Here is a 22,440-nt window from a genome sequence, read left to right as displayed (position 1 = left end):
ATTTCATTATGTTCATCAGTATACTGTATAGTCATACAGTATCAAGTGCTGAGGGCAATTTTTTTTAAACCTTAGCGAATTGCCTTTTTACATCAATATTTTATCTCCATATACTTTTTTGTTTGAATCTATTTATACCCTAGGGGCAAATATTGTTAAGATTAGCCTCATAAGATTTACGTCCTAAGATTGATTAATAGTGAAGTGTTCATAATGACAGTGATTGATACCAGCGATTTAGAAAAACACACCCCGATGATGCGTCAGTATTTAGGCTTAAAAGCGGCCCATCCTGATATGTTATTGTTTTACCGAATGGGTGATTTTTATGAGTTGTTTTACGATGATGCTAAGCGCGCTTCTGAAATGCTGGGGATTTCACTTACTGCTCGTGGAAAAAGCGGCGGCGATCCTATCCCAATGGCTGGAATCCCCTATCATGCTGTAGAAGGCTATTTAGCTAAACTAGTCAATATCGGCCAGTCTGTAGCCATTTGTGAGCAAATTGGTGATCCTGCGACATCAAAAGGCCCAGTTGAGCGCCAAGTCGTACGCATTGTGACCCCAGGTACCTTAACGGATGAGGCTTTACTTCAAGAAAAACACGACAATTTACTGGCGGCGCTTTATCAAGGTAAAAACGGTTTTGGATACGCTACCTTAGATATTTCATCAGGTCGTTTTGTGGTTGCTGAATTACCTACTCGTGAAGCCCTAGAAGCTGAATTACAACGTACTAATCCTGCCGAGTTGCTCTACAGTGAAGATTTTACTGACATGTTATTAATCAATAATATGAAAGGTATTCGTCGCCGTCCAGAGTGGGAATTTGATTATGATACTTGCGTAAATTTACTGCTTGGTCAATTTGGTACCAAAGATTTACATGGCTTTGGTATTAGTGATGCACGCTTGGCATTACAAGCTGCAGGTTGTTTAATGCAGTATGTCAAAGATACGCAAAAGATGGCACTGCCACACATTAATTCGATTGTGCGTTTTAACCAATCTGAATCCATTATTTTAGATGCCGCGACGCGACGTAACTTAGAATTAACGCAAAACTTATCTGGTGGGCGTGAAAATACCCTGTCGTGGGTACTCGATAATACTGCCACACCTATGGGCAGTCGCATGTTACAACGCTGGATCCATGAGCCACTTCGAAATAGACAAACGATTCAATATCGCCATAACGCCGTAAGCGAGTTGATTGAGCAAGATATATATCACCCCCTACATGAGCAGCTGAAGGTTTTAGGCGATATTGAACGTATTATGGCTCGTTTGGCACTGCGTAGCGCCAGACCTCGTGATTTTTCACGTTTAAAGCAAGCGCTAGCACTGCTACCTGAAATTCAACAAACATTAGCCGTATGCCAACAACCAAGATTGACAGCTTTAATTCAATTATTGGGTGAGTTTCCAGAACAACACGATTTATTAGCACGCGCAATTGTTGATAATCCGCCAGTATTAATTCGTGACGGTGGCGTAATCCGAACGGGCTACAATAATGAATTAGACGAATGGCGTAAGTTAAGTGAAGGCGCAAGTGATTATTTAGTCGAACTTGAAGCTCGCGAGAAACAGCAAACTGGAATTAACACTTTAAAAGTAGGTTATAACCGCGTCCATGGATACTACATTGAAGTCAGCCGTTTACAAGCTGATAGAGTGCCACTGAGTTATCAACGTCGCCAAACCCTTAAAGGCACCGAACGTTATATCACTCCAGAATTAAAAGAATACGAAGAAAAGGTACTCTCAAGCCAGGGCAAAGCGCTCGCACTTGAAAAACAACTGTGGGAACAGCTCTTTGACTTATTGCTACCTAAATTACAAGAGTTACAACAGTTTGCCAGCGCAGCGGCTGAATTAGATATATTAAGTAATTTTGCCGAGCGTGCAGAAACCCTTAATTATCAATGTCCACAAATGACGCAGGATATTGGTATTCATATCAATGCTGGACGCCATCCTGTGGTAGAGCGCGTCAGTCAAGCGGCTTTTATTGCTAACCCTGTGGTATTAACACCTAAACGGCAAATGCTTATTGTAACTGGCCCTAATATGGGCGGTAAATCAACCTATATGCGTCAAGTGGCACTGATTACATTAATGGCACACATAGGCTGTTTTGTTCCTGCTGACTCAGCTCAAATTGGTGAAATCGATCGGATATTCACCCGTATTGGCGCATCAGACGATTTAGCATCTGGTCGCTCCACCTTTATGGTTGAAATGACCGAAACGGCTAATATTTTGCATAATGCGACCGCAAACAGTTTAGTGTTAATGGATGAGATAGGCCGCGGTACTTCAACCTATGATGGTTTATCGCTGGCATGGTCTGCTGCAGAATATCTCGCGAAAAATGTCAGTGCACTGACATTATTTGCCACTCATTATTTTGAACTCACCCAACTGCCAGAGCTGTTACCATCAGTAATGAATGTGCACCTAGATGCAATAGAACACGACGACACCATTGCCTTTATGCATTCAGTGCAAGAAGGTGCGGCAAGTAAAAGTTATGGCTTACAAGTCGCGGCGCTAGCCGGGGTTCCCGCTGCGGTCATTAAGGCGGCAAAACAAAAGCTACATCAACTTGAAAATAGGGATATGAGTTCACCACAACATAATCAGGCTCAAGTGAGTATGAATTTATTACCACCAATGCCAGAGCCATCAGCAGTATTGGAAAAGTTAGCACTAATTAACCCTGATGATTTGACCCCTAAACAGGCATTAGATTATTTATATGAATTGAAGCGCTTAAACGACGTGAGCTAACAAATAGTGCTAGTTATTATTCGCGACGATAACAACGGTGGAAGTCTGCAAAGACTTCCATTTGATATTTACGATTAACTGACGCAAACCCGCTACTAATTAGCTGTTAGCAATATACTGCATCAAAAGGATAAACGTACCGAGGGAGTGAGACAGGCATAAAATAGGCTATAGACAATATGATTGTCTTTCTAACAAGTTACTGAACTGAGCTTAAATTGTCATATCGAATAGTGAGCAATCGATCACAATCACATCAATCACGTTGGTATTGATTGTCGGGATAAACCTAAACACATGAGCAAAAAGTAATCTCTCATATAGGCTTTACCCGCATATCAACAATAGCTTAAGTTAACGTTATCCAAAATTTAGCTATCACAAATGATTCAAGTTAAATTAATTAATCACCAGTAACTGAGTTATGACAGTAAACGTTCACTGTCCATTAGTCTCTGAATAATGCTTCAACAGAAAGCCCTTGAGCGCCCAATAAATCTTTTAAACGTTTAAGCGCTTCCACTTGAATTTGACGCACACGTTCACGTGTTAAACCAATTTCAGCACCAACATTCTCTAACGTTGAAGGTTCATATCCAAGCAAACCAAAGCGTCTCGCCAGTACTTCACGTTGTTTAGTATTAAGCTCATTTAACCATCCAACTATCGAATTCGATAAGTCTTCATTTTGCACCCGATAATCCGGGCCTACTGAATCGTCATCAGCAATAACATCTAATAAAGCCTTCTCATTATCGCCGCTCAGTGGTGTGTCGACAGAAGTAATTCGTTCATTTAGTTTCAACATGCGACTGACATCACCCGTCGACACATCTAACTTTTCTGCAATTTCTTCAGCAGTCGGTTCGTGGTCAAGTTTTTGCGCCAGCTGTCTTGCGGTGCGTAAGTAAACATTTAATTCTTTAACTATATGGATAGGCAGGCGAATGGTGCGGGTTTGATTCATAATTGCCCGTTCAATTGTTTGTCTGATCCACCAGGTCGCGTAAGTAGAAAAACGGAAACCACGCTCTGGGTCGAACTTTTCCACCGCTCTAATTAAACCTAAATTGCCTTCTTCAATAAGATCGAGCAACGCTAATCCGCGGTTGTTATATCTTCTGGAAATTTTAACGACAAGACGGAGATTACTTTCTATCATGCGGTTGCGAGATTTTTCGCAGCCTTTGAGGGCTTTACGTGAAAAAAATACTTCTTCCTCTGCTGTTAGTAGCGGGGAAAAACCTATTTCACCTAAATATAATTGAGTGGCGTCTAAATTTTTCTGTAAGTCATCTTGGACTTTTTCTTCAATATCGAGTTGTTGCACCAAATTAGCATCATCGGTTGCAACTTCTGGTGGTTGTTTAGCTAGATCGACAAGACATTCTGCTGAAGCAGTATTATTTTTGCGGCTCATAATTGCTCTCCCAAACCTAATTTATGTTATTTAATCTACTGCACTCGCTTATCCTCCGTTATTTATGTTGCTAAACAATTACTGTTTAGGTAGATATCGTAATGGGTTGACAGACTTACCATGAAAGCGCACTTCAAAGTGAAGCATAACTTGATTAGTCCCAGTACTGCCCATTTTTGCAACTGTTTGACCTGCCGTCACATATTGCCTTTCCTTAACCACTATCGTGTCAGCATGCGCATAAGCACTTAAAAAATCATCATTGTGTTTGATAATCACTAAATTGCCATATCCGCGCAGTGCATTACCTGCATATACGACTTTCCCATCTGCAGCGGCTTTAATAATATCACCGCGATTACCTGCAATCTTAATACCTTGATTGCCTTGTTCTGAAGCCGAAAAATACCCGATTATCCGACCTCTAACTGGCCAATGCCATAATTGAACTTGTTGTGGTAAATTTGCGACAGAACCACTTGTATTTTGGTTAATTGTTTGTTGGGTAGTTGTTACAGAATACGCAGGCTTGACTTTGTGATCAAGCTCTTTTTTCGTTCTGCTTGAAACAGCTGCTGTGCCTGGCTTTGAAGTGACTACTGACTTTATTGTTTCTGATTTTGAACCAATTGAACTGGCAATATATGGCTTATTAATGGCTTGAGTTTGAACAGAAGCAACCTGAGTTTGAGGGGTACGAACAGTTGGCGTTGGACGATTACTTTTGGCTGCTAAATGAAGTATTTGGCCAGGGTATATAGTATAAGGAGCCGATAAATGGTTCAAGCGAGCAACTTCGGCAAAATGGCGTCCAGCTCCCCAAGCGATTGAATAAAGGGTGTCGCCTTGCTGTACTTTATATTTATCGGTTTTTAATGACCCTTTATGGTAACGAGGTCCATGATTTTTTGATGATAAACTGTCAACCGGCGCAGGACGATCTGCTTGAAAGCTGCATCCTGTGAGCATAATTGCTAAGACCATAAAGTTTGGCCAACCGGTATTCATCAAACAAAATCCTTACAGAGAAAAATACATGATTGTTAAGCTAAAACAAGCTTATTCCAAACGAACATCAGGTTCACTAACCAAAACTCAACAGTGTCGAATTGACTACGCCAAATCTCCGTTAATAAGCGGCACAAATTTAACCGCCTCGATAATCTCAGATTGGAATGACTGTCCAATACGGGTAATTTTGAGTAATTGTTGGATGTCTTCTCCAACAGGAATAATTAAAACTCCATGTTCAGCTAATTGTTCAAGCAAGGCTTGAGGCACTGTTGCCGCAGCAGCAGTCACCATAATGCCATCAAATGGACCGCGATTTGGCCAACCTTGCCAACCGTCACCGTATTTAAATGACACATTATGTAAATCGAGACGCTTTAAACGTTGCCGAGCTTGTATTTGCAATGCCTTTATTCGCTCAATAGTACAGAGCTCAGGAATTAATGACGCTAAAACGGCAGCTTGATATCCTGATCCTGTACCAACTTCGAGCACTTTTTGAGGTTGGTGCTGCATTAACAGCTCTGTCATTCGAGCAACGATATAAGGCTGTGAAATAGTTTGTCCCTGCCCTATAGGTAACGCGGTATTTTCATAGGCTTTATGAGCTAGCGCACCATCAAGAAACATCTCTCGTGGTGTAGTCGCGACAGCATGCAATACTGCAGGATCTTTAATCCCTGCCTCCGCCAACTTTTTGGCCAAATTAAGTGCTGATGTTGACGCTACCCGGGTCATATTTTTATTATCCAATCGGCTAATCCATCAAGTTGATTGTATGCTGTTAAGTCAACGGTTAGCGGAGTTATCGAAACATAACCTGCTGCGACTGCACCAAAATCAGTTCCATCACCCGCATCTTGTTCACTGCCAACTGGCCCGAGCCAGTATATATCTTTACCCGCTGGATCTTGGGTTTTTATCATACCTTCAGCTTTATGCCTGGCCCCCAAACGGGTGACTTTAATCCCTTTAATTTGTGTTAAAGGCAAATCAGGAACATTAACATTTAAAATTTGATCGCGGCTAATTGGGTGAGACAATAAACCTTTTACGATTTTCACGGCATAAATTGCAGCGGTATCATAGTGAACGAGTGATTTACCAGCCAGTGATATAGCAATAGCAGGTAAACCTAAAAAACGCCCTTCCATGGCTGCTGCAACAGTACCAGAATATAAGGTATCATCGCCCATATTCGCTCCGGCATTAATACCAGAAACCACGATATCGGGCTCGACATCACACAGCTGCCTAATCGCAAGATGGACACAGTCTGTGGGTGTGCCATTAACAGAAATACTGCCGTTATCTAAGTTATTAATTCTTAATGGATTAGTCAAGGTTAATGAGTTACTTGCTCCCGAGCAATTACGATCAGGTGCAACTGTTAATACTTGCGCAAACTCACTCAGTGCCTGGCTTAACGCAATAATACCGGGGGCGTTAACACCATCATCATTACTGACTAAAATATTAATCATTCATTAACACTCTTCATTTGTTTTAGCTTGTTGATCTGCAACCATCACTTTTCGCTGTGACTCTTGGACATCTTGATAATCAACCAGTTCACGAAGCACTGATGTAGCATAACTCCCTGCTGGTAATATAAATTCAAGTGTTAGCGTATCGGCGTCAAATTGCCATTTCATTCCTTGAGGTTCAAGCAATAAGGGCCGTCTTTCTTGTGTCAAACCCGCTTCTTCGAGCCCCTGAAGATCAGCTGAAAATTCGGCTAACGGCATCATTTCTACTGCTAATGCATCACCTTGTGCTAATGGTGTTCCCCTGCCCCACAATGGTGCTGCAAGTTGAATATCTTTTTCTGCTAAACGAGTTGTCAGAACGGCATCCCAAGCTTCCACAGTAAAATAGCTTTTACTGCCGGCTAACATCACACAATCGCCTATTAATGTCTCGATATGATGATTGGCGAGACGAAATGACACCACTTGGTTAAATATATTGGAACGCACAGCCGATAAATACATGCTGCGTTTGTGACGATCTTTTATATTTCGACCACCACTGAGCATTTGTCGGCCTAAGATAAGGTTTTTACCATCATGGCCAAAACGTTGTTCACCAAAATAATTAGGCACACCCAGTTTAGCAATCTGCTGTAAACGCATGTCAACATCGGTAGCATCAGTAATATTTCGTAATGTCAGCACAAACCGGTTGCCAAGTAATGCGCCTATACGCAGTTTTTTGCTATGACGGCTACTCGATAAAATCGTTAGCTTTTCATCATTTAGCTGAGCCCACTCTGGTGTTTCTTTACCAGGAATGCGGATCCCGAACCATTGTTCAGTAATGGCATTTTTGTCTTTTTGGCCAGCATAAGTCACTTCTTTTGGATGAACCTTAGCAAATTTAGCTAATATCTCAGCAACATAAACCGTATTCATGCCATTTTTGCGCACGTGGAGCATATGATGTTCACCTTCGCCAGTTGGCGTAAAAGGCAAAATTTCTTGGACAATAAAATCACTGTTATGGGTACGTAAATCAGCTTGGCTTATTGGTTTACCAAATAGGTAATGTAATTCTTTCATGTGACAGAACTCTCTATATATTTTTAGGTTATTGGCTCTTCATCAACACAACAGCTTCAACGGCAATGCCTTCTTTACGCCCAGTAAAACCAAGTTTTTCGGTGGTCGTCGCTTTTACATTAATATTATCGATATCGGTTTGTAAATCGACACTTAAACACTGACGTATCGCTTCAATATGAGGCGCCATTTTAGGTGCTTGCGCAATAATAGTCACATCGAGGTTACCTAAAACAAACTGCTTTTGCAGTGCAAGTTGATAGCAATGTTTCAATAACTCTCGGCTATCTGCACCAGCAAAATTAGCATCGGTATCAGGAAAATGTTTACCTATGTCGCCTAATGCCATCGCACCTAATATGGCATCGCTAATAGCATGCAGAACGACATCACCATCAGAATGAGCTATCAGCCCACTTTCATAAGGCACCGTCACCCCGCCTAAAATAAGCGGGCTGTCACCGCCAAATTTGTGTACATCAAAACCATGACCGATACGAATATTCATTTCAAAACCTTACGTTAACTGACTATCAGGTGATATTAACGACTCGAGCTAAATCTGTTAAATTTATTGTTGTGACATAAACAAAACTGCCAATTGTAAATCATCTGGATGAGTCACTTTAATATTATCCACCCGACCACTGACCAACCCCGGCATAACACCAGCCCATTCCATAGCACTGGCTTCATCTGTAATAGGGGCCTGCGCCGCTAATGCTGCTGATAAATGGCGGCGTAAAATTGATGCGGGGAAAAATTGTGGGGTGAGCGCATGCCATAACAAGGTACGATCGACAGTATTAACAATATGACCACTGGCATCACTGCGCTTCATGGTGTCACGAACCGGTGCCGCCAAAATAGCGCCTTGAGGGTAAATGTCTACCGACTCAATTAATCGACTGATATCGGTTAGGGTAACACAAGGCCTGGCGGCATCATGGACTAGCGCCCAAGCGTCTGGATGATGACTATAAACATAGTCTAATGCGGCTAAAACTGAGTCGGCACGCTCTCCACCACCCACAACTTGGATTAACTTAGGATGCTGAGATTGCGGTAATTGGCTGAAATAATGATCTTGTGGATGCAATGCAACAATGACTTGTTCTATTTCAGGATGAGCGAATAATGTATCTAATGTATGAGCGAGAATACTTTGTTGACCAAGCATTAAATATTGCTTAGGTTTGTCAGCACCCATGCGGCTACCAATACCTGCAGCAGGTACAATAGCGATAATAGAACGAGGATTGTTGCGCATATTAGCAGTACCAAGATTGAAAGTAATATGATTGAGGGTTATACCTGCAGTACCACATAAGGTTAACGATTAAATTGGTTGCGTTCACGCAGCTCACTGCCTACAACTCGATAAAACGTCTCGCCTTCTTTAACCATACCTAACTCGTTACGGGCACGTTCTTCAATGGCTTCTGTGCCACTTTTTAAATCAATAATTTCTTCTTTAAGGATTTGATTTCGAGCAACAAGCTTGTCATTACTTTGTTCTTGCGCCGCGATTTGCGTTTGCAAGACGACATATTCTGAAAAGTTGTTATCGCCCTGCCAAAGCCGGTACTGTAAAAGTGATAATAAACAAATCAATAAAAATATTAGTTGTTTCATAATATTAAGTTATGTCGAAGTAACCCCTAGAAAATATGACTGTTATAGTACAACAAAAAAGGCCACCAAGTGGTGGCCTTTTTAAGCTAAAGCAAAAATATTATGCTTGGCCTTTGACTTCTTTAAGACCGTTATACGGTGCTTTTGAACCTAAAGCTTCTTCAATACGCAGCAATTGGTTGTATTTAGCAACACGGTCACTACGACTTAGTGAACCGGTTTTGATCTGACCTGCCGCGGTACCAACAGCTAAATCAGCAATCGTTGAATCTTCTGTCTCGCCGCTACGGTGAGAGATAACAACCGTAAAGCCTGCATCTTTAGCCATTTTAATTGCAGCCAAAGTTTCAGTTAATGTACCGATTTGGTTGAATTTAATCAGGATAGAGTTAGCAATACCATTATCGATACCACGCTTAAGAATTTTGGTATTGGTTACGAATAGATCATCACCGACTAATTGGATTTTATCACCCATTAGTTTAGTTTGGTGAGCAAAACCATCCCAGTCAGACTCATCAAGACCGTCTTCGATAGAAACGATTGGGTAACGTTGCGTCAAACCTTGTAAGAAGAAGTTAAATTCTTCAGAAGTAAATTTCTTACCTTCACCTTTAAGATCATAGATGTTTGCTTCTTTGTCGTAAAACTCAGATGCAGCACAATCCATCGCTAAGGTGATGTCTTTGCCTAACTCATATCCGGCGTTGGCAACAGCAACTTTGATTGCCGCTAGAGCCGCTTCGTTAGAGGCTAGGTTAGGCGCAAACCCACCTTCATCACCAACAGCAGTTGAGTGACCGTCAGCTTTTAATACTTTAGCTAGGCTGTGGAATACTTCAGCGCCCATACGTAAGCCTTCACGGAACGTCTTAGCACCAACAGGCTGGATCATAAACTCTTGGATATCAACGCTGTTATCTGCATGCTCGCCACCATTGATGATGTTCATCATTGGAAGAGGCATAGAGTAAACACCTGGAGTACCGTTTAAGTCAGCAATGTGAGCATATAAAGGTACATGTTTAGCCGCAGCAGCCGCTTTAGCAACAGCAAGAGACACTGCTAAAATCGCGTTCGCGCCAAATTTTGCTTTGTTCTCTGTTCCATCCAAGTCAATCATGATTTGGTCAAGTTCAGCTTGAGCCAATGCATCTTTGCCTTTTAACGCTTCTGCGATTGGGCCATTCACAGCGGCAACAGCCTTAAGAACACCTTTACCTAGGTAACGCGCTTTGTCGCCGTCACGAAGTTCTAAAGCTTCGCGACTACCGGTCGATGCGCCAGATGGCGCTGCAGCCATACCGATAAAACCGCCTTCTAAATGCACTTCTGCTTCAACCGTTGGGTTACCACGAGAATCCATAATCTCGCGACCAATCACTTTAATAATGTTAGCCATAATTCCCTCGTACTTTGTGTAAGTAAATTAAAAAATTAAAAGAAATAAAAAGTTAATACCAATAAAAATACATACAACACTAAAAACAGTAGACTTATTGGTATATAACTTTCAGTTCTGTAATTTAAATTCGAATATCACTTAGGATAAATCGAATTAGACTTTGCATCAACTTAGTTTTGACGACTGTGATACAAGATTGAGGCTATTATTTGATCTAACGCAAGTATCGTGCATAAAAAAGCCGCTAATGCATGCATTAGCGGCTAGTTCATTAAGCGATATCGCGTTTTTGATACGCATAAGAAGCGGCAATAAACCCTTCAAATAATGCATGACCGTCGCGTGGGGTTGAAGTGAATTCCGGATGGAATTGACTTGCCACAAACCATGGATGATTTGGTAGCTCGATCATCTCAATCAATTTACGATCAGATGATAAACCACTAAACACTAAACCGGCCTTTTCAAGACGCTCAATATAGTTGTTGTTGACTTCGTAACGGTGACGATGACGCTCAACGCAAGTTGTAGCCTTGTAGGCTTCAGCGGCTTTAGTTCCTTGTTTCAAATGACATAACTGAGCGCCTAAACGCATAGTGCCACCTAAATCAGAAGACTCATGGCGCGTTTCAACATCACCTTCTTCGTTAATCCACTCGGTAATTAATCCCACTACTGGATGAGGTGTTTGCGAGTTAAATTCAGTTGAATGTGCACCTTCTAAACCTGCCATATGACGAGCAAATTCAATTAATGCCACTTGCATACCTAAACAAATACCAAAATACGGTAGGTTGTTTTCACGGGCAAATTTGGCAGCAAAAATCTTACCTTCAACACCCCGTTCACCAAAGCCGCCTGGGACTAAAATACCGTCCAGCCCTTGTAATACTTCTTCGCCTTTAGCTTCAACGGTTTGTGAATCAATGTACTTAATGTTCACTGTCACGCGTTTTTTCAAGCCTGCATGTTTTAAGGCTTCGTTAACCGACTTGTAAGCGTCAGGTAATTCAATATATTTACCAACCATACCAATAGTCACTTCACCATTTGGATTGGCTTCTTGATAAATAACATTTTCCCACTCAGACAAATCAGCTTCGTTACATTCTAAATTAAAACGTTTGATGACCAAGTCATCTAATCCTTGTGAACGCAATAGCGCTGGGATTTTATAGATGCTATCAACGTCTTTTAACGAAATAACTGCACGTTCTTCAACGTTACAGAATAACGAAATTTTGGCTTTTTCATTCGCAGGGATAGCACGGTCGCCACGGCAAACCAACACATCTGGAGCAATACCAATAGAACGTAACTCTTTAACAGAGTGTTGCGTAGGCTTAGTTTTAATTTCACCCGCAGCGCCTAAGAATGGCACTAAGGTTAAATGCATAAATAGAGTGCGTTCACGTCCTAGCTCTGCACCTAATTGTCGAATAGACTCAAGGAAAGGTAATGATTCGATATCACCTACCGTGCCACCGATTTCCACAATCGCCACATCATGGCCTTCTCCACCGGCTAACACTTTTTCTTTAATCGCGTTAGTAATGTGAGGAATAACCTGAATGGTTGCGCCTAAATAATCACCACGGCGTTCTTTACTAATCACTTCTTCGTAAATACGCCCAGTGGTAAAGTTATTACGACGATTCATTTTAGTGCGAATAAAACGCTCGTAATGACCTAAGTCAAGATCGGTTTCAGCGCCATCTTCAGTCACGAATACTTCACCGTGCTGAGTCGGGCTCATGGTACCCGGATCGACGTTAATATAGGGGTCAAGTTTCATAATGGTTACATTGAGGCCACGCGCCTCTAAAATTGCTGCGAGCGAAGCCGCTGCAATGCCTTTACCTAGTGATGAAACAACGCCACCAGTAACGAAGATATACCTTGTAGTCATGCTGAACCTGAGAAATTGTGTTGGAATAAACGTGCTTGTAAGAAAGCACTAGGACGGGGCGATATTATAGCAAAGCCACCTCGTTTCGACAAACTTAAACGCGCTAATTTTAGCTTAATTTATGTTTTCGTGTTGTTTTACACGATTCCAGTAGTGGTCTAATTGCTCTAAGCTGTGTTGCTCTATTGGTTTTCCACTTAGGGCAACACATTGTTCAACCCCTCTGAATCGCCGTTCAAATTTATGATTGGCTTGACGCAATGCTTGCTCGGGATCAACCTTTAAGTGGCGCGCAAGATTGACCACTGCAAACAATAAATCGCCCATTTCATCGACAATTCTCGGTTGGTAAAAATCAGGATCTTGATGTCGTTGATTAACTTCTACCAGTACTTCATCGATTTCTTCATGTATTTTAGCCACCACAGGATCAAGCTCGGCCCAATCGAACCCCACTTTTGCCACTCGATGTTGTATTTTTCGTGCTCGACTGAGTGCCGGTAATGCGTGAGGAATATCATCTAAAGCGGAATGCAGTTGCTTTTGCTGACGTTCTGAGGCTTTTAATCTATCCCAGGCTTGGCTTAAATCATCGGTATTGGTGATTGCCGCAGGTGCTTGGGTTTCTGGTTGGCCAAACACATGGGGATGACGACGAACCAACTTATCACTAATACGCTCAATCACTGTGGCAAAGTTAAACATGCCTTGCTCTTGGCCTAATTGGCAATAAAACACCACCTGAAATAATAAATCACCCAGTTCATCAGGTAATTCCTGCCATGCTTTGCGCTCAATAGTATCCACTACTTCATAAGCTTCTTCTAAGGTAAAAGGCACTATAGTTGTAAAGTCTTGGGCAAGATCCCACGGACATCCTGATTTAGGGTCGCGCAATTGCTGCATAATGGTCAATAACGATTGAATATCTGCCACGATAGTGTCCTCTTTGAAATAAGTAAAAAGGCACCTTCGTTAGAGGTGCCTTGATCGCGATAATGTGATTATCTATGTCTTGATTATCTGCGAATTACCGTCTGTTAACTAAAGTCTACGCGACTCAATCACGCCATCAACTTGGGATAACTTGGCGAGGATCCGTGATAAACCGTCTAAGTTGTACAACTCAAGTTCAACTTCTACCGTTGCGGTTTGAGTTTTCACGTCTGATGATGAACTCATGGCCATCACGTTAGACTTTTCAGCAGCCAGTACTGTGGTTAAGTCACGTAACAAACCACTACGGTCATGTGATAGCACCCTAACGCGGATTCGATAACCACCAGAGTAGTTCTCGCCCCAAATCACATCGACGCTACGTTCAGGATGAGCACGCATTAACTCTTTGACTTGCTCGCAATCGCTGCGGTGCACTGAAATTCCCCGCCCCATAGTGATGTATCCAAAAATCTCATCACCAGGTACCGGCTGGCAACAACGAGCGATATGACTCATTAAATTACCCACACCATTAACTTCAACTTGGCCTTTGCTCGATTTTTTAGGTTTATGTGACGCTTTCTTGATGATGTCTTCAAGTAAATTTTCGTCTGTGTCAGCGACCTTACGAATTTTGGTGTCAGTGAAATTAACCACTTGGTTTAAGCGCAAATCGCCGCCACCGATGGCTGCCAACATGTCATCCATTGAATTTAAATTAAAACGTTCTACCGCCACCGCGGCATCTTTGATTTTTAAGCCAACGCGGGCCAATTCAGATTCAAGCATCTCCTTACCCGCAGCAATATTTTTGTCGCGATCTTGTTGCTTAAACCAGTGTTGAATTTTTGAGCGTGAACGTGACGACTTGATATAGCCTAAATTAAGATTGAGCCAATCACGTTTAGGGTTAGGCGTTTTTGAAGTGATAATCTCAATCCGCTCGCCCGTTTCCACTTGGTAAGTGAAGGGAACTATGCGGCCATCAACCTTAGCGCCGATACATTTATGCCCCACCTGCGAGTGAATATAGTAAGCAAAATCAAGCACGGTTGAGCCTAAAGGTAAATCAACCACTTCACCACTTGGGGTAAATACATAAACTCGATCTTCAAATACTTGGCTGCGGACTTCATCAACTAAATTACCGCTTTCGGCGACATCTTCTTGCCACTGCAGAATTTTACGCAACCAGTTAATTTTTTCTTCGTAACCCGTTTGCTTACTGTTACTCGCACCTTCTTTGTATTTCCAATGCGCCGCGACCCCAAGCTCGGAATCTTGATGCATTGCTTCGGTACGAATTTGAATTTCTACTGTTTTACCTTCTGGGCCCACTACTACAGTATGAATCGATTGATATCCATTCGGTTTTGGATTAGCGACATAATCATCAAATTCACGAGGAATATGGTGCCAAAGATCATGCACAACCCCTAATGCACCATAGCAATCTTGTAATCTTTCAGTGACGATGCGTACGGCACGAACGTCAAAAAGCTCATCAAACTTGAGATCTTTGCCCTTCATTTTGCGCCAAATACTGTAGATATGCTTAGGACGACCGTACACTTTGGCGCGAATATCATCACTGTCTAAGCGTTGTTGTAATTGAGTCACAAATTTGTCGATAAACACTTCACGATCAAGGCGTTTACCATCTAATTGTTTGGCAATGTCTTTGTAAACCGTTGGATGCAAATAGCGAAAAGATATATCTTCCAGCTCCCACTTGAGCTGACCAATACCTAAACGATTAGCTAATGGTGCATAAATATCGGCAATTTCGCGGGCTAACAATACTCGAGTTTCTTCATCGGCGTTTTTAACCGCACGAAGCAAACATACACGCTCAGCCAATTTGATGACCACAGCGCGCACGTCTTCAACCATAGCCAATAGCATTTTGCGGATGTTATCGATTTGCGGTTCTGCATCACGGGAGTTTTGACTGACTTTTAACGCGCCGATAGCATTCATGGTGACAACACTGGCAACAAGTTTTGCAAGATTTTCACCGTATTGCTCTACAATTTGCTCTTCATTGAGCACACCTGCATCGAGTAGCAGAAACAACACCGCTGCTTGGAGGGTTTCGATGTCCATATTCAGCGGCGCTAAAATCTCAATCATTTCGCGAGCGCGCGCAAGCAACTCTGTATGAGCCAGCTTGTTTTTAACCGGTAAGGCCTCAACTTGCTGGATCAATAATAATAATTTCTGAGCATCATCTTTGTCGTCGAGATATCGAGCGACCCACTCATCTAATTGGAATGCCTGCGTGTTAAAATGTGCTTCGCGAACAGATACCATGAACCCTTCCTTAGCCGCATGACCGACTGACAGACATTCAACCATATTGCCACATGTAAAACTGTGTTTGTATGGCGCTAACAATAACTAAACGACCTATCTTGAAGCTCTACAAACGTTTGTCAATTTAATCGCGTTTAGTTGAACAAATTTTTAGCATACCTAAGTTCCGATATCGCTAAAACGGCCTGTTTATTTATCTAATTCAAATAACACCATGGCTTCAATATGATGTGTTTGTGGAAACATATCCACTAATCCGACTTTAGCAATACGATAACCATTAGCTAATAATACACTACTGTCGCGAGCTAAACTTGCCGGATTGCATGAAACATAGACCACTTTCTTAGGTTGCATTTTCTGTAACCATTGTAAACTTTCGAAGGCACCGGCTCTGGCAGGATCAAGTAACAGTTTATCAATTTTCCCCAGCCAGGGTTGCGTCGATAAATCAGCACTTAAGTCTGCATGATAAAAAGTGACGTTATCCAGTTTATTGCCGATGGCATTTTGTTTAGCTTGTTGTACCATTTCAGGCACACCTTCAACAGCGACAACCTCAGCAGCCTTCAATGCCAAAGGTAAGCTGAAATTCCCCACACCACAAAACAAATCTAAAATGCGCTCGCCTGGCTGAGGGTCTAACCACGCAATAGCTTGATCTACCATGCTCTGATTAATCGCGCCGTTAACTTGCACAAAATTACCCGGGGTAAACGAACAACGCACCGACTCCTGCGCAAGGTGGTAATAAGGTAACGTCACCGCATCATCAGTTTGTAACAAGGGATATAATTGGGTCAATTGACCGGCATCATCTTGCAATAATAAGTTAACTTGATGTTTCTCAGCAAAACCCGTTAACCAACGAATATCTGACGCGGGTAACACTTTCGTCACTCTTAATACTGCAAAATTACCGTTATCCGCTTGAGTGAGTTCAACGTGCCCCAAACTTGACCGCGCTTTGAGTTGATTTAAATTCACCGCAAATGGCGTAATTAGTGCCGATAAAGACTCTGCTAATACAGGACACTGCTGAATAGAAACAATTTTATTGCTATTGGCTGCGCGAAACCCCAGCTGCAGCCGGCGAGTGTTTTTATCAAATAATGTTGCCAGTCTGGCGCGTCGACGGTAATGCCAACTGTCACCCACGATAGGAGCTGCGACAACATCGGTCTCAACCGCTGAAGCAGTCGATGATTTACTCATAAGGTCGACTAAGGTCGTTTGTTTATGTTCGCGCTGAGCTTGTGTGTCCATGTGCTGTAAATCACAGCCGCCACATTCATAATAATGCGGACAATGAGGTTTGACTCGATGAGCAGATGCAAGCTCAATCGCGATTAACTTAGCTTTAGAGTAGCTTTTCTTTTGTTCCACAAATTGCACTGTTGCCGTTTCGTCAGGCAACACACCAGGAATAAACACCACTTTGCCTTGATGCTGCGCTATACCTGCACCTAAATGGTCAAGTTGAGTCACACTGAGGCTTAGTTTTGTTGATAATTGCTTAGATTTGTTCGGTTTAGCTTGGAAAAATTGTGCCATTTCGGCCTCAGGTATTGAATAAAAAACTAGTCAAGAGTGCGCCATCTCTGGCAATCTAGACGCAATAATCGCGATTAAGTAACAGGGACATACCTAACAAACATGAAAAGTGCCAACAATATGACCAAATACAGCCTACGCTCTTGGGTTCTGGTACTTGCGTTAGCACCCACTATTGTCGTGGGTATTCTACTTGGAAGTTATTTCACGATAAACCGCTTTTATGAATTGGAACAAACCTTAATTGAAAAAGGCAGTAACATTGTCGAACCGTTAGCGATTGCCAGTGAATTTGGCATTATTAATCAAGACCGTGAATCAACTAAACTTTTACTCGCCGCCTCACAGATAAACAATGCATCCCTGATCCTCTCCATCGCTGTTTTTGATGCCAAAAACCAACTCTTTGTGACATCGCACTACCATAAAGATTTTGAAACCATGCGTTATAAACAACCTTTGGCTAACTTGGTTGGAACAGAGCATGAAACCATTGGCGATACCTTAGTCATTCGAGTGCCAATAATATCTCATACAGGCTTAGAACTAAAACCGGTTGCCAACATCAATCGCCAGAATGACACTAATACCGATAATGCCTCGGCAAACAATGGCATGATTGCGCCGATTTACAACAACCAACAAGAAAAAATACTCGGCTATATTTCGGTATTATTAAACAAAGAAAACGCTCTGCTTGAACAGCATAGAGCAGCAATAGCCGCATTTATTATCGTGTTGATTGGCGTACAGTTTAACTTATTTTTCACTTTCCGTTTAGTCAAATACGTTAACTACCCCATTACCGAAATGGTGCGAGTTGTTGCCAAAATTCGTGAAGGTAAACTCGATACTCGCCTTGAAGGAAATCTGATTGGCGAGCTCGATCTGCTTAAACGGGGTATCAATGCAATGGCAGGATCATTGTCTGAATACCACGATGAAATGCAGCAAAACATTGATCAAGCAACCTCAGATTTACGCGAAACCCTTGAACAAATTGAAATTCAGAACGTAGAACTCGATATAGCTAAGAAACGAGCGCTTGAAGCAAGCCGGATAAAATCAGAATTTTTAGCTAACATGTCGCATGAGCTTCGTACCCCACTTAACGGTGTCATAGGTTTTGCAAGACAGCTGTTAAAAACGCCACTGCATACCAGCCAGCTCGACTACATTAAAACTATTGAACGCAGTGCCAGTAATTTATTAGGGATTATCAATGACATTCTCGACTTCTCAAAACTAGAAGCCGGCAAAATGGTATTAGAGAAAATGCCATTTGCATTGCGTGAAACCCTTACCGAAACCTTGACCATTATTGCCGGAAGCGCCCAAGAAAAAGGCCTAGAATTAGTCATTGATATCGATGCCAATGTTCCTGAAAGCGTCAGTGGTGATGCCATGAGAGTGAGTCAAATTATTACCAACTTAGTCGGTAACGCCATCAAATTTACCGACAAAGGCAGTGTGATACTCAAAATCCACTTAGTGGGTCAGGACGACGATAATATTACCTTACGCTGCGAAGTTATTGATACCGGTATTGGCATTGATGAAAGTCAGCAAGAGTATCTATTTCAGGCATTTGGCCAGGCAGACTCATCGATTTCTCGCCGCTTTGGTGGCACTGGATTAGGTTTAGTCATTACCAAACGCTTAATTAACCAAATGGGCGGCCAAATAGGCTTTACCTCTGCGCCCGATAAAGGCTCAAACTTTTGGTTTATTTTACCACTGGGGATCAGTCAATTTGAAATTGGTGAAGTGCTGCCAGTGGATGTATTGCAACATAAATCAGTATTATTGTATGAACCACGAGAATTAACTCGCGACACTCTTAACCGTCGCTTAGTGTCATGGCAATTAATTATCACTAGTGTTGCCAATCCCGAAAACCTGACATCGGTTTTACAAAGTAAAAACAGCAAGTTTGATTACATCATCATTAGCTGTCATGGGTTTGCAGACAACGCAGCCTTTATTCATTTGTTACAACAAGCCAGACAGCACACTGATTGCCTTATTTTATTGCATGACTGTCTAGACCAAGACATGATAATCAATGTACTAAAAGTAAATGCAGATGTATTGCTCAACACTCCGGTTAGCGATTTTACCCTAGCACATCATTTAATCTATCCTCCAATGCCGTCAACCTTAGTGGCTTTACCTGAACAAATAAACCATGAGATTAGCAAACGCCAAAATGCATCCGTATTAGCCGTTGACGACAATATGGCTAACCTAAAGCTAATTGATACCTTACTCAAAGAGTTGGTCGATAATGTGGTCACAGTCAATAACGGCGCGGATGCGATAAAACAAGCAAACACACAAGTGTTTGACTTAATCTTTATGGATATTCAAATGCCAGGCACAGATGGCATTACCGCAACCAAACAAATTCGTTCAGGATCTCTCAATCGAAATACGCCGATTATTGCCGTTACTGCACATGCTATTGCAGAAGAACGTGAGAACATATTAGCCAGTGGTATGGATGGTTTCCTTCCCAAACCTATTGATGAACTGTCACTAAAAAGCGTTATCAGTCGATGGATAATTAAACCACAATTCACCCATTTTGATACTCATGTGCTCAATTGGGATTTATGTTTAACCCAGGCCAATCAAAAAACAGATTTGGCATTAGACATGTTAAAGATGCTAGTTAACTCATTACCTGAAACCACCGCAACGATTAATGAGGCATTAATTGCAAAAAATGCCGAGGTACTAGTGCAAGCGGTGCATAAACTGCATGGCGCAACATGTTATTGCGGTGTACCTACGACACAAAAACTGTGCCGGGATATTGAGTCAGCATTAAAGCATAAAATTGCCATTGATGACTTGGAACCTGAAATACTAGAGTTACTTGATGAGTTAACTAAGGTAGAATCAGCAGCAAATCAAGTCATAAACCAGCTATCAGTGGATATACCCCATGACCAGTAAATCCGGTTTTTTCAAACGCCTAAAAGCGTTATCGTTACCTCAGAAGCAGCTTTTTGCTTTAGCATTGTGCCAACGAATGTTGCCTAACTACCAATTATTTTCTGAAGTGTGTGAATTTGGCCAACCGCAGGTGCTCAGTACAGCCTTAGAGTTACTGTGGCAAAGCCAGTATGACAAAAAACTTAAGTTCAATATTGACGTGCATTTGCAACGCCTAGATGAAAATACCCCAGATCCTAGTGAATTTGAAGCCTATGGTGCTTACCCTGCCATGGATGCAGCAGTAGCCATTGCAACGCTAATGGGTGCTATAGACGGGAAAATTGAAGAAGATATTACTAATATTAGTAAGTTATCATCAAGCACTGTAGCAAATTACATTGAAGCAATTAGTGATGAATCATTAATGGATGAAGAACTTGATGAATTTGTATTTTCGCACCCAGTAATGGAAGAAGAAAAAGAACTACAAGGCATGTTACTCGACATTATCGAAGCTAACCCAGAAATCACCAGCGAACTGGTTAAAGGTTTACGTAAAGAGATTATCGAAGCCGGTGTGTCTAATATTGGCATTAGTCTATAGGGGCTGACTCCGATACTGCCAATAAACAACCAAGCCTGATGTTATTCAGGCTTTTTATTGAGTGTCACGCCATGAAATTTTTTATCACAGTTTCATTTTTATCCAGCCTGATAAAAAACCGATAATTAGACCTTAATCGTTAGTTATCTGGTGCGAGTAGGCTCTTTCTTCGGGTTGAAGGCGGTAAGTGCATTTTTACTGAACTTGAAATATTGTCATCAGCAAAAGTATTACAGGTCAGTTTGAGCCAAAAGTAAAAAATAAACACTCGTTTAACTTTAGCCTAATTGCATCCTCCTAGCAAAACGCAGTAAAGTGACCATATTGTCATTTTGTTAAGGAATTGCGTGGGATGTCCAGTATTCTTACCCCGCTAATCGCTGTATTTATCATTATGCTGCTTGGCAGTATTGTACAAAAATTGAGATTTTTGCCAGCCGACACCGATCTGATCCTCAATCAATTTGTCTACTACATTGCCTTTCCGGCAATTTTACTGATTGTATTAGCTGAAACACGCATTGAAGACATTATTCAATGGGGCTTTATTGGTGGCTTTAGTTTGGCGATGGTCATTACCTATGCATTGGTGATTGCTGTGTCATTGTGGCGCAAACCTAAGCAGCAAGCCGTTGCGGCAATGCGCGCCTTAAATGCCACCTTTGGCAATACTGCATTTATTGGTATTCCATTACTGAGCTTATTATTTCCAGGTAACAAAATCGCCTTAGTTGCAGCTGCCATTGCCAGCTTACTGTCGGTGTTTATGTTTGCCTTTGCCTTGGTCTCTATTGAACTGGCCAGCCGTGACAAAAAATCAACTGATCATGCCATCGTCATCATGGCGAATGCACTATGCAAAAATCCGATTGTACTGGGCAGCGTCATTGGTATCAGCCTATCGGCATTGCATATTACCTTACCAGAGAGTCTGGCATTAGTACTGCATCAAATAGGCAATACCTCAAGCCCTTGTGCACTATTTGCCATCGGAATGGTACTTGCTAAAGCGTTACGACATCAATCGTTCGCAAAAATGTTCAGTCTCGGACTTATAATAGAACTCAGTTTCATTAACTTACTCAAGTTATTTGTTCAGCCCTTGATTGCCTTTGGATTACTCAAATTCTTTGGCGTAGAGCATCAACTACTGATTATGGGAGTACTTTTAGCAGCCTTACCAACGGCAGCAAGCGTATATCTATTGGCTGAACGATACCAAATTAATGCCAATGGAAGTGCTCAAGGGATTTTATATGGCACATTAATCACCTTTATCAGTTTGCCTATAATAGAAACACTTTTAAAATCCATTGCTTAATGTTCAACCGACTCTCGACGATAAAA

At 41.8% G+C, this 22,440-nt stretch carries 17 protein-coding genes; 4 read left to right on the top strand and 13 right to left on the bottom strand.

Going from position 1 to position 22,440, the window contains the following annotated elements; genetic code table 11:
- Nucleotides 1-213: 213 nt before the first annotated feature.
- Entirely contained in the window at nt 214-2,796 is a 2,583-nt protein-coding gene (gene mutS / locus H5123_RS10340; protein ID WP_182697903.1) for a DNA mismatch repair protein MutS, read from the top strand.
- Nucleotides 2,797-3,244: 448 nt separating this feature from the next.
- Here mutS and rpoS read toward each other — a convergent pair whose 3' ends face one another.
- The 13 genes from rpoS to rlmD all read right to left on the bottom strand — a co-directional run bounded on the left by rpoS (nt 3,245) and on the right by rlmD (nt 17,546).
- Nucleotides 3,245-4,216, bottom strand: coding sequence for an RNA polymerase sigma factor RpoS (gene rpoS / locus H5123_RS10335; RefSeq protein ID WP_124017576.1), 972 nt, complete (start codon nt 4,214-4,216; stop codon nt 3,245-3,247).
- A gap of 78 nt (nt 4,217-4,294) precedes the next feature.
- Entirely contained in the window at nt 4,295-5,227 is a 933-nt protein-coding gene (locus H5123_RS10330) for a peptidoglycan DD-metalloendopeptidase family protein (protein WP_404948306.1), read from the bottom strand.
- Nucleotides 5,228-5,329: 102 nt separating this feature from the next.
- On the bottom strand, nt 5,330-5,965 hold the full coding sequence (locus tag H5123_RS10325; protein ID WP_124017670.1) for a protein-L-isoaspartate(D-aspartate) O-methyltransferase: 636 nt from the start codon (nt 5,963-5,965) through the stop codon (nt 5,330-5,332).
- Entirely contained in the window at nt 5,962-6,711 is a 750-nt protein-coding gene (gene surE, locus H5123_RS10320; RefSeq protein WP_182697901.1) for a 5'/3'-nucleotidase SurE, read from the bottom strand. Before surE ends, H5123_RS10325 begins: the two co-directional genes overlap by 4 nt.
- 3 nt (nt 6,712-6,714) lie before the next feature.
- Complete coding sequence (truD, locus tag H5123_RS10315) at nt 6,715-7,788, bottom strand: tRNA pseudouridine(13) synthase TruD (protein WP_182697900.1); 1,074 nt, start codon at nt 7,786-7,788, stop codon at nt 6,715-6,717.
- Nucleotides 7,789-7,816: 28 nt separating this feature from the next.
- Nucleotides 7,817-8,296: a 2-C-methyl-D-erythritol 2,4-cyclodiphosphate synthase gene (gene ispF / locus H5123_RS10310; protein WP_124017580.1), complete on the bottom strand. Its 480-nt coding sequence runs from the start codon at nt 8,294-8,296 to the stop codon at nt 7,817-7,819.
- Between the two features lie 63 nt (nt 8,297-8,359).
- Nucleotides 8,360-9,058, bottom strand: coding sequence for a 2-C-methyl-D-erythritol 4-phosphate cytidylyltransferase (gene ispD / locus H5123_RS10305; RefSeq protein WP_182697899.1), 699 nt, complete (start codon nt 9,056-9,058; stop codon nt 8,360-8,362).
- A 62-nt stretch (nt 9,059-9,120) separates the two neighbouring features.
- Complete coding sequence (gene ftsB, locus H5123_RS10300; RefSeq protein ID WP_124017582.1) at nt 9,121-9,423, bottom strand: cell division protein FtsB; 303 nt, start codon at nt 9,421-9,423, stop codon at nt 9,121-9,123.
- A 100-nt stretch (nt 9,424-9,523) separates the two neighbouring features.
- Nucleotides 9,524-10,825 carry a phosphopyruvate hydratase gene (eno, locus tag H5123_RS10295; protein WP_124017583.1) on the bottom strand — a complete coding sequence of 434 codons (1,302 nt, stop codon included), beginning with the start codon at nt 10,823-10,825 and terminating at the stop codon, nt 9,524-9,526.
- Between the two features lie 274 nt (nt 10,826-11,099).
- On the bottom strand, nt 11,100-12,737 hold the full coding sequence (locus H5123_RS10290) for a CTP synthase (protein WP_182697898.1): 1,638 nt from the start codon (nt 12,735-12,737) through the stop codon (nt 11,100-11,102).
- 114 nt (nt 12,738-12,851) lie between these two features.
- Complete coding sequence (gene mazG, locus H5123_RS10285; protein ID WP_182697897.1) at nt 12,852-13,673, bottom strand: nucleoside triphosphate pyrophosphohydrolase; 822 nt, start codon at nt 13,671-13,673, stop codon at nt 12,852-12,854.
- A gap of 108 nt (nt 13,674-13,781) precedes the next feature.
- The gene (gene relA / locus H5123_RS10280; protein ID WP_182697896.1) at nt 13,782-15,989 is read right to left on the bottom strand and encodes a GTP diphosphokinase; all 2,208 of its coding nucleotides are present in this window, start codon (nt 15,987-15,989) and stop codon (nt 13,782-13,784) included.
- 192 nt (nt 15,990-16,181) lie between these two features.
- Nucleotides 16,182-17,546, bottom strand: a complete 1,365-nt coding sequence (rlmD, locus tag H5123_RS10275; RefSeq protein WP_182697895.1) for a 23S rRNA (uracil(1939)-C(5))-methyltransferase RlmD — start codon at nt 17,544-17,546, stop codon at nt 16,182-16,184.
- A gap of 102 nt (nt 17,547-17,648) precedes the next feature.
- Here rlmD and barA point away from each other — a divergent pair, with 102 nt between their 5' ends.
- The 3 genes from barA to H5123_RS10260 all read left to right on the top strand — a co-directional run bounded on the left by barA (nt 17,649) and on the right by H5123_RS10260 (nt 22,414).
- A complete protein-coding gene (barA, locus tag H5123_RS10270; protein ID WP_124017588.1) occupies nt 17,649-20,507 on the top strand; it encodes a two-component sensor histidine kinase BarA in 2,859 nt (952 codons plus the stop codon).
- Complete coding sequence (locus H5123_RS10265; protein WP_124017589.1) at nt 20,497-21,093, top strand: YjaG family protein; 597 nt, start codon at nt 20,497-20,499, stop codon at nt 21,091-21,093. The genes barA and H5123_RS10265 overlap by 11 nt, the downstream gene beginning before the upstream one ends.
- A gap of 352 nt (nt 21,094-21,445) precedes the next feature.
- Nucleotides 21,446-22,414, top strand: coding sequence for an AEC family transporter (locus H5123_RS10260; RefSeq protein ID WP_182697894.1), 969 nt, complete (start codon nt 21,446-21,448; stop codon nt 22,412-22,414).
- Nucleotides 22,415-22,440: the final 26 nt, after the last annotated feature.

It is taken from the genome of Shewanella sp. SR43-4 (genome assembly GCF_014163845.1).
Lineage (GTDB): Bacteria > Pseudomonadota > Gammaproteobacteria > Enterobacterales > Shewanellaceae > Shewanella > Shewanella vesiculosa.
The sequence above is the reverse complement of the archived record's forward strand: the minus strand, read 5'-3'. Positions and strand labels throughout refer to the sequence as shown.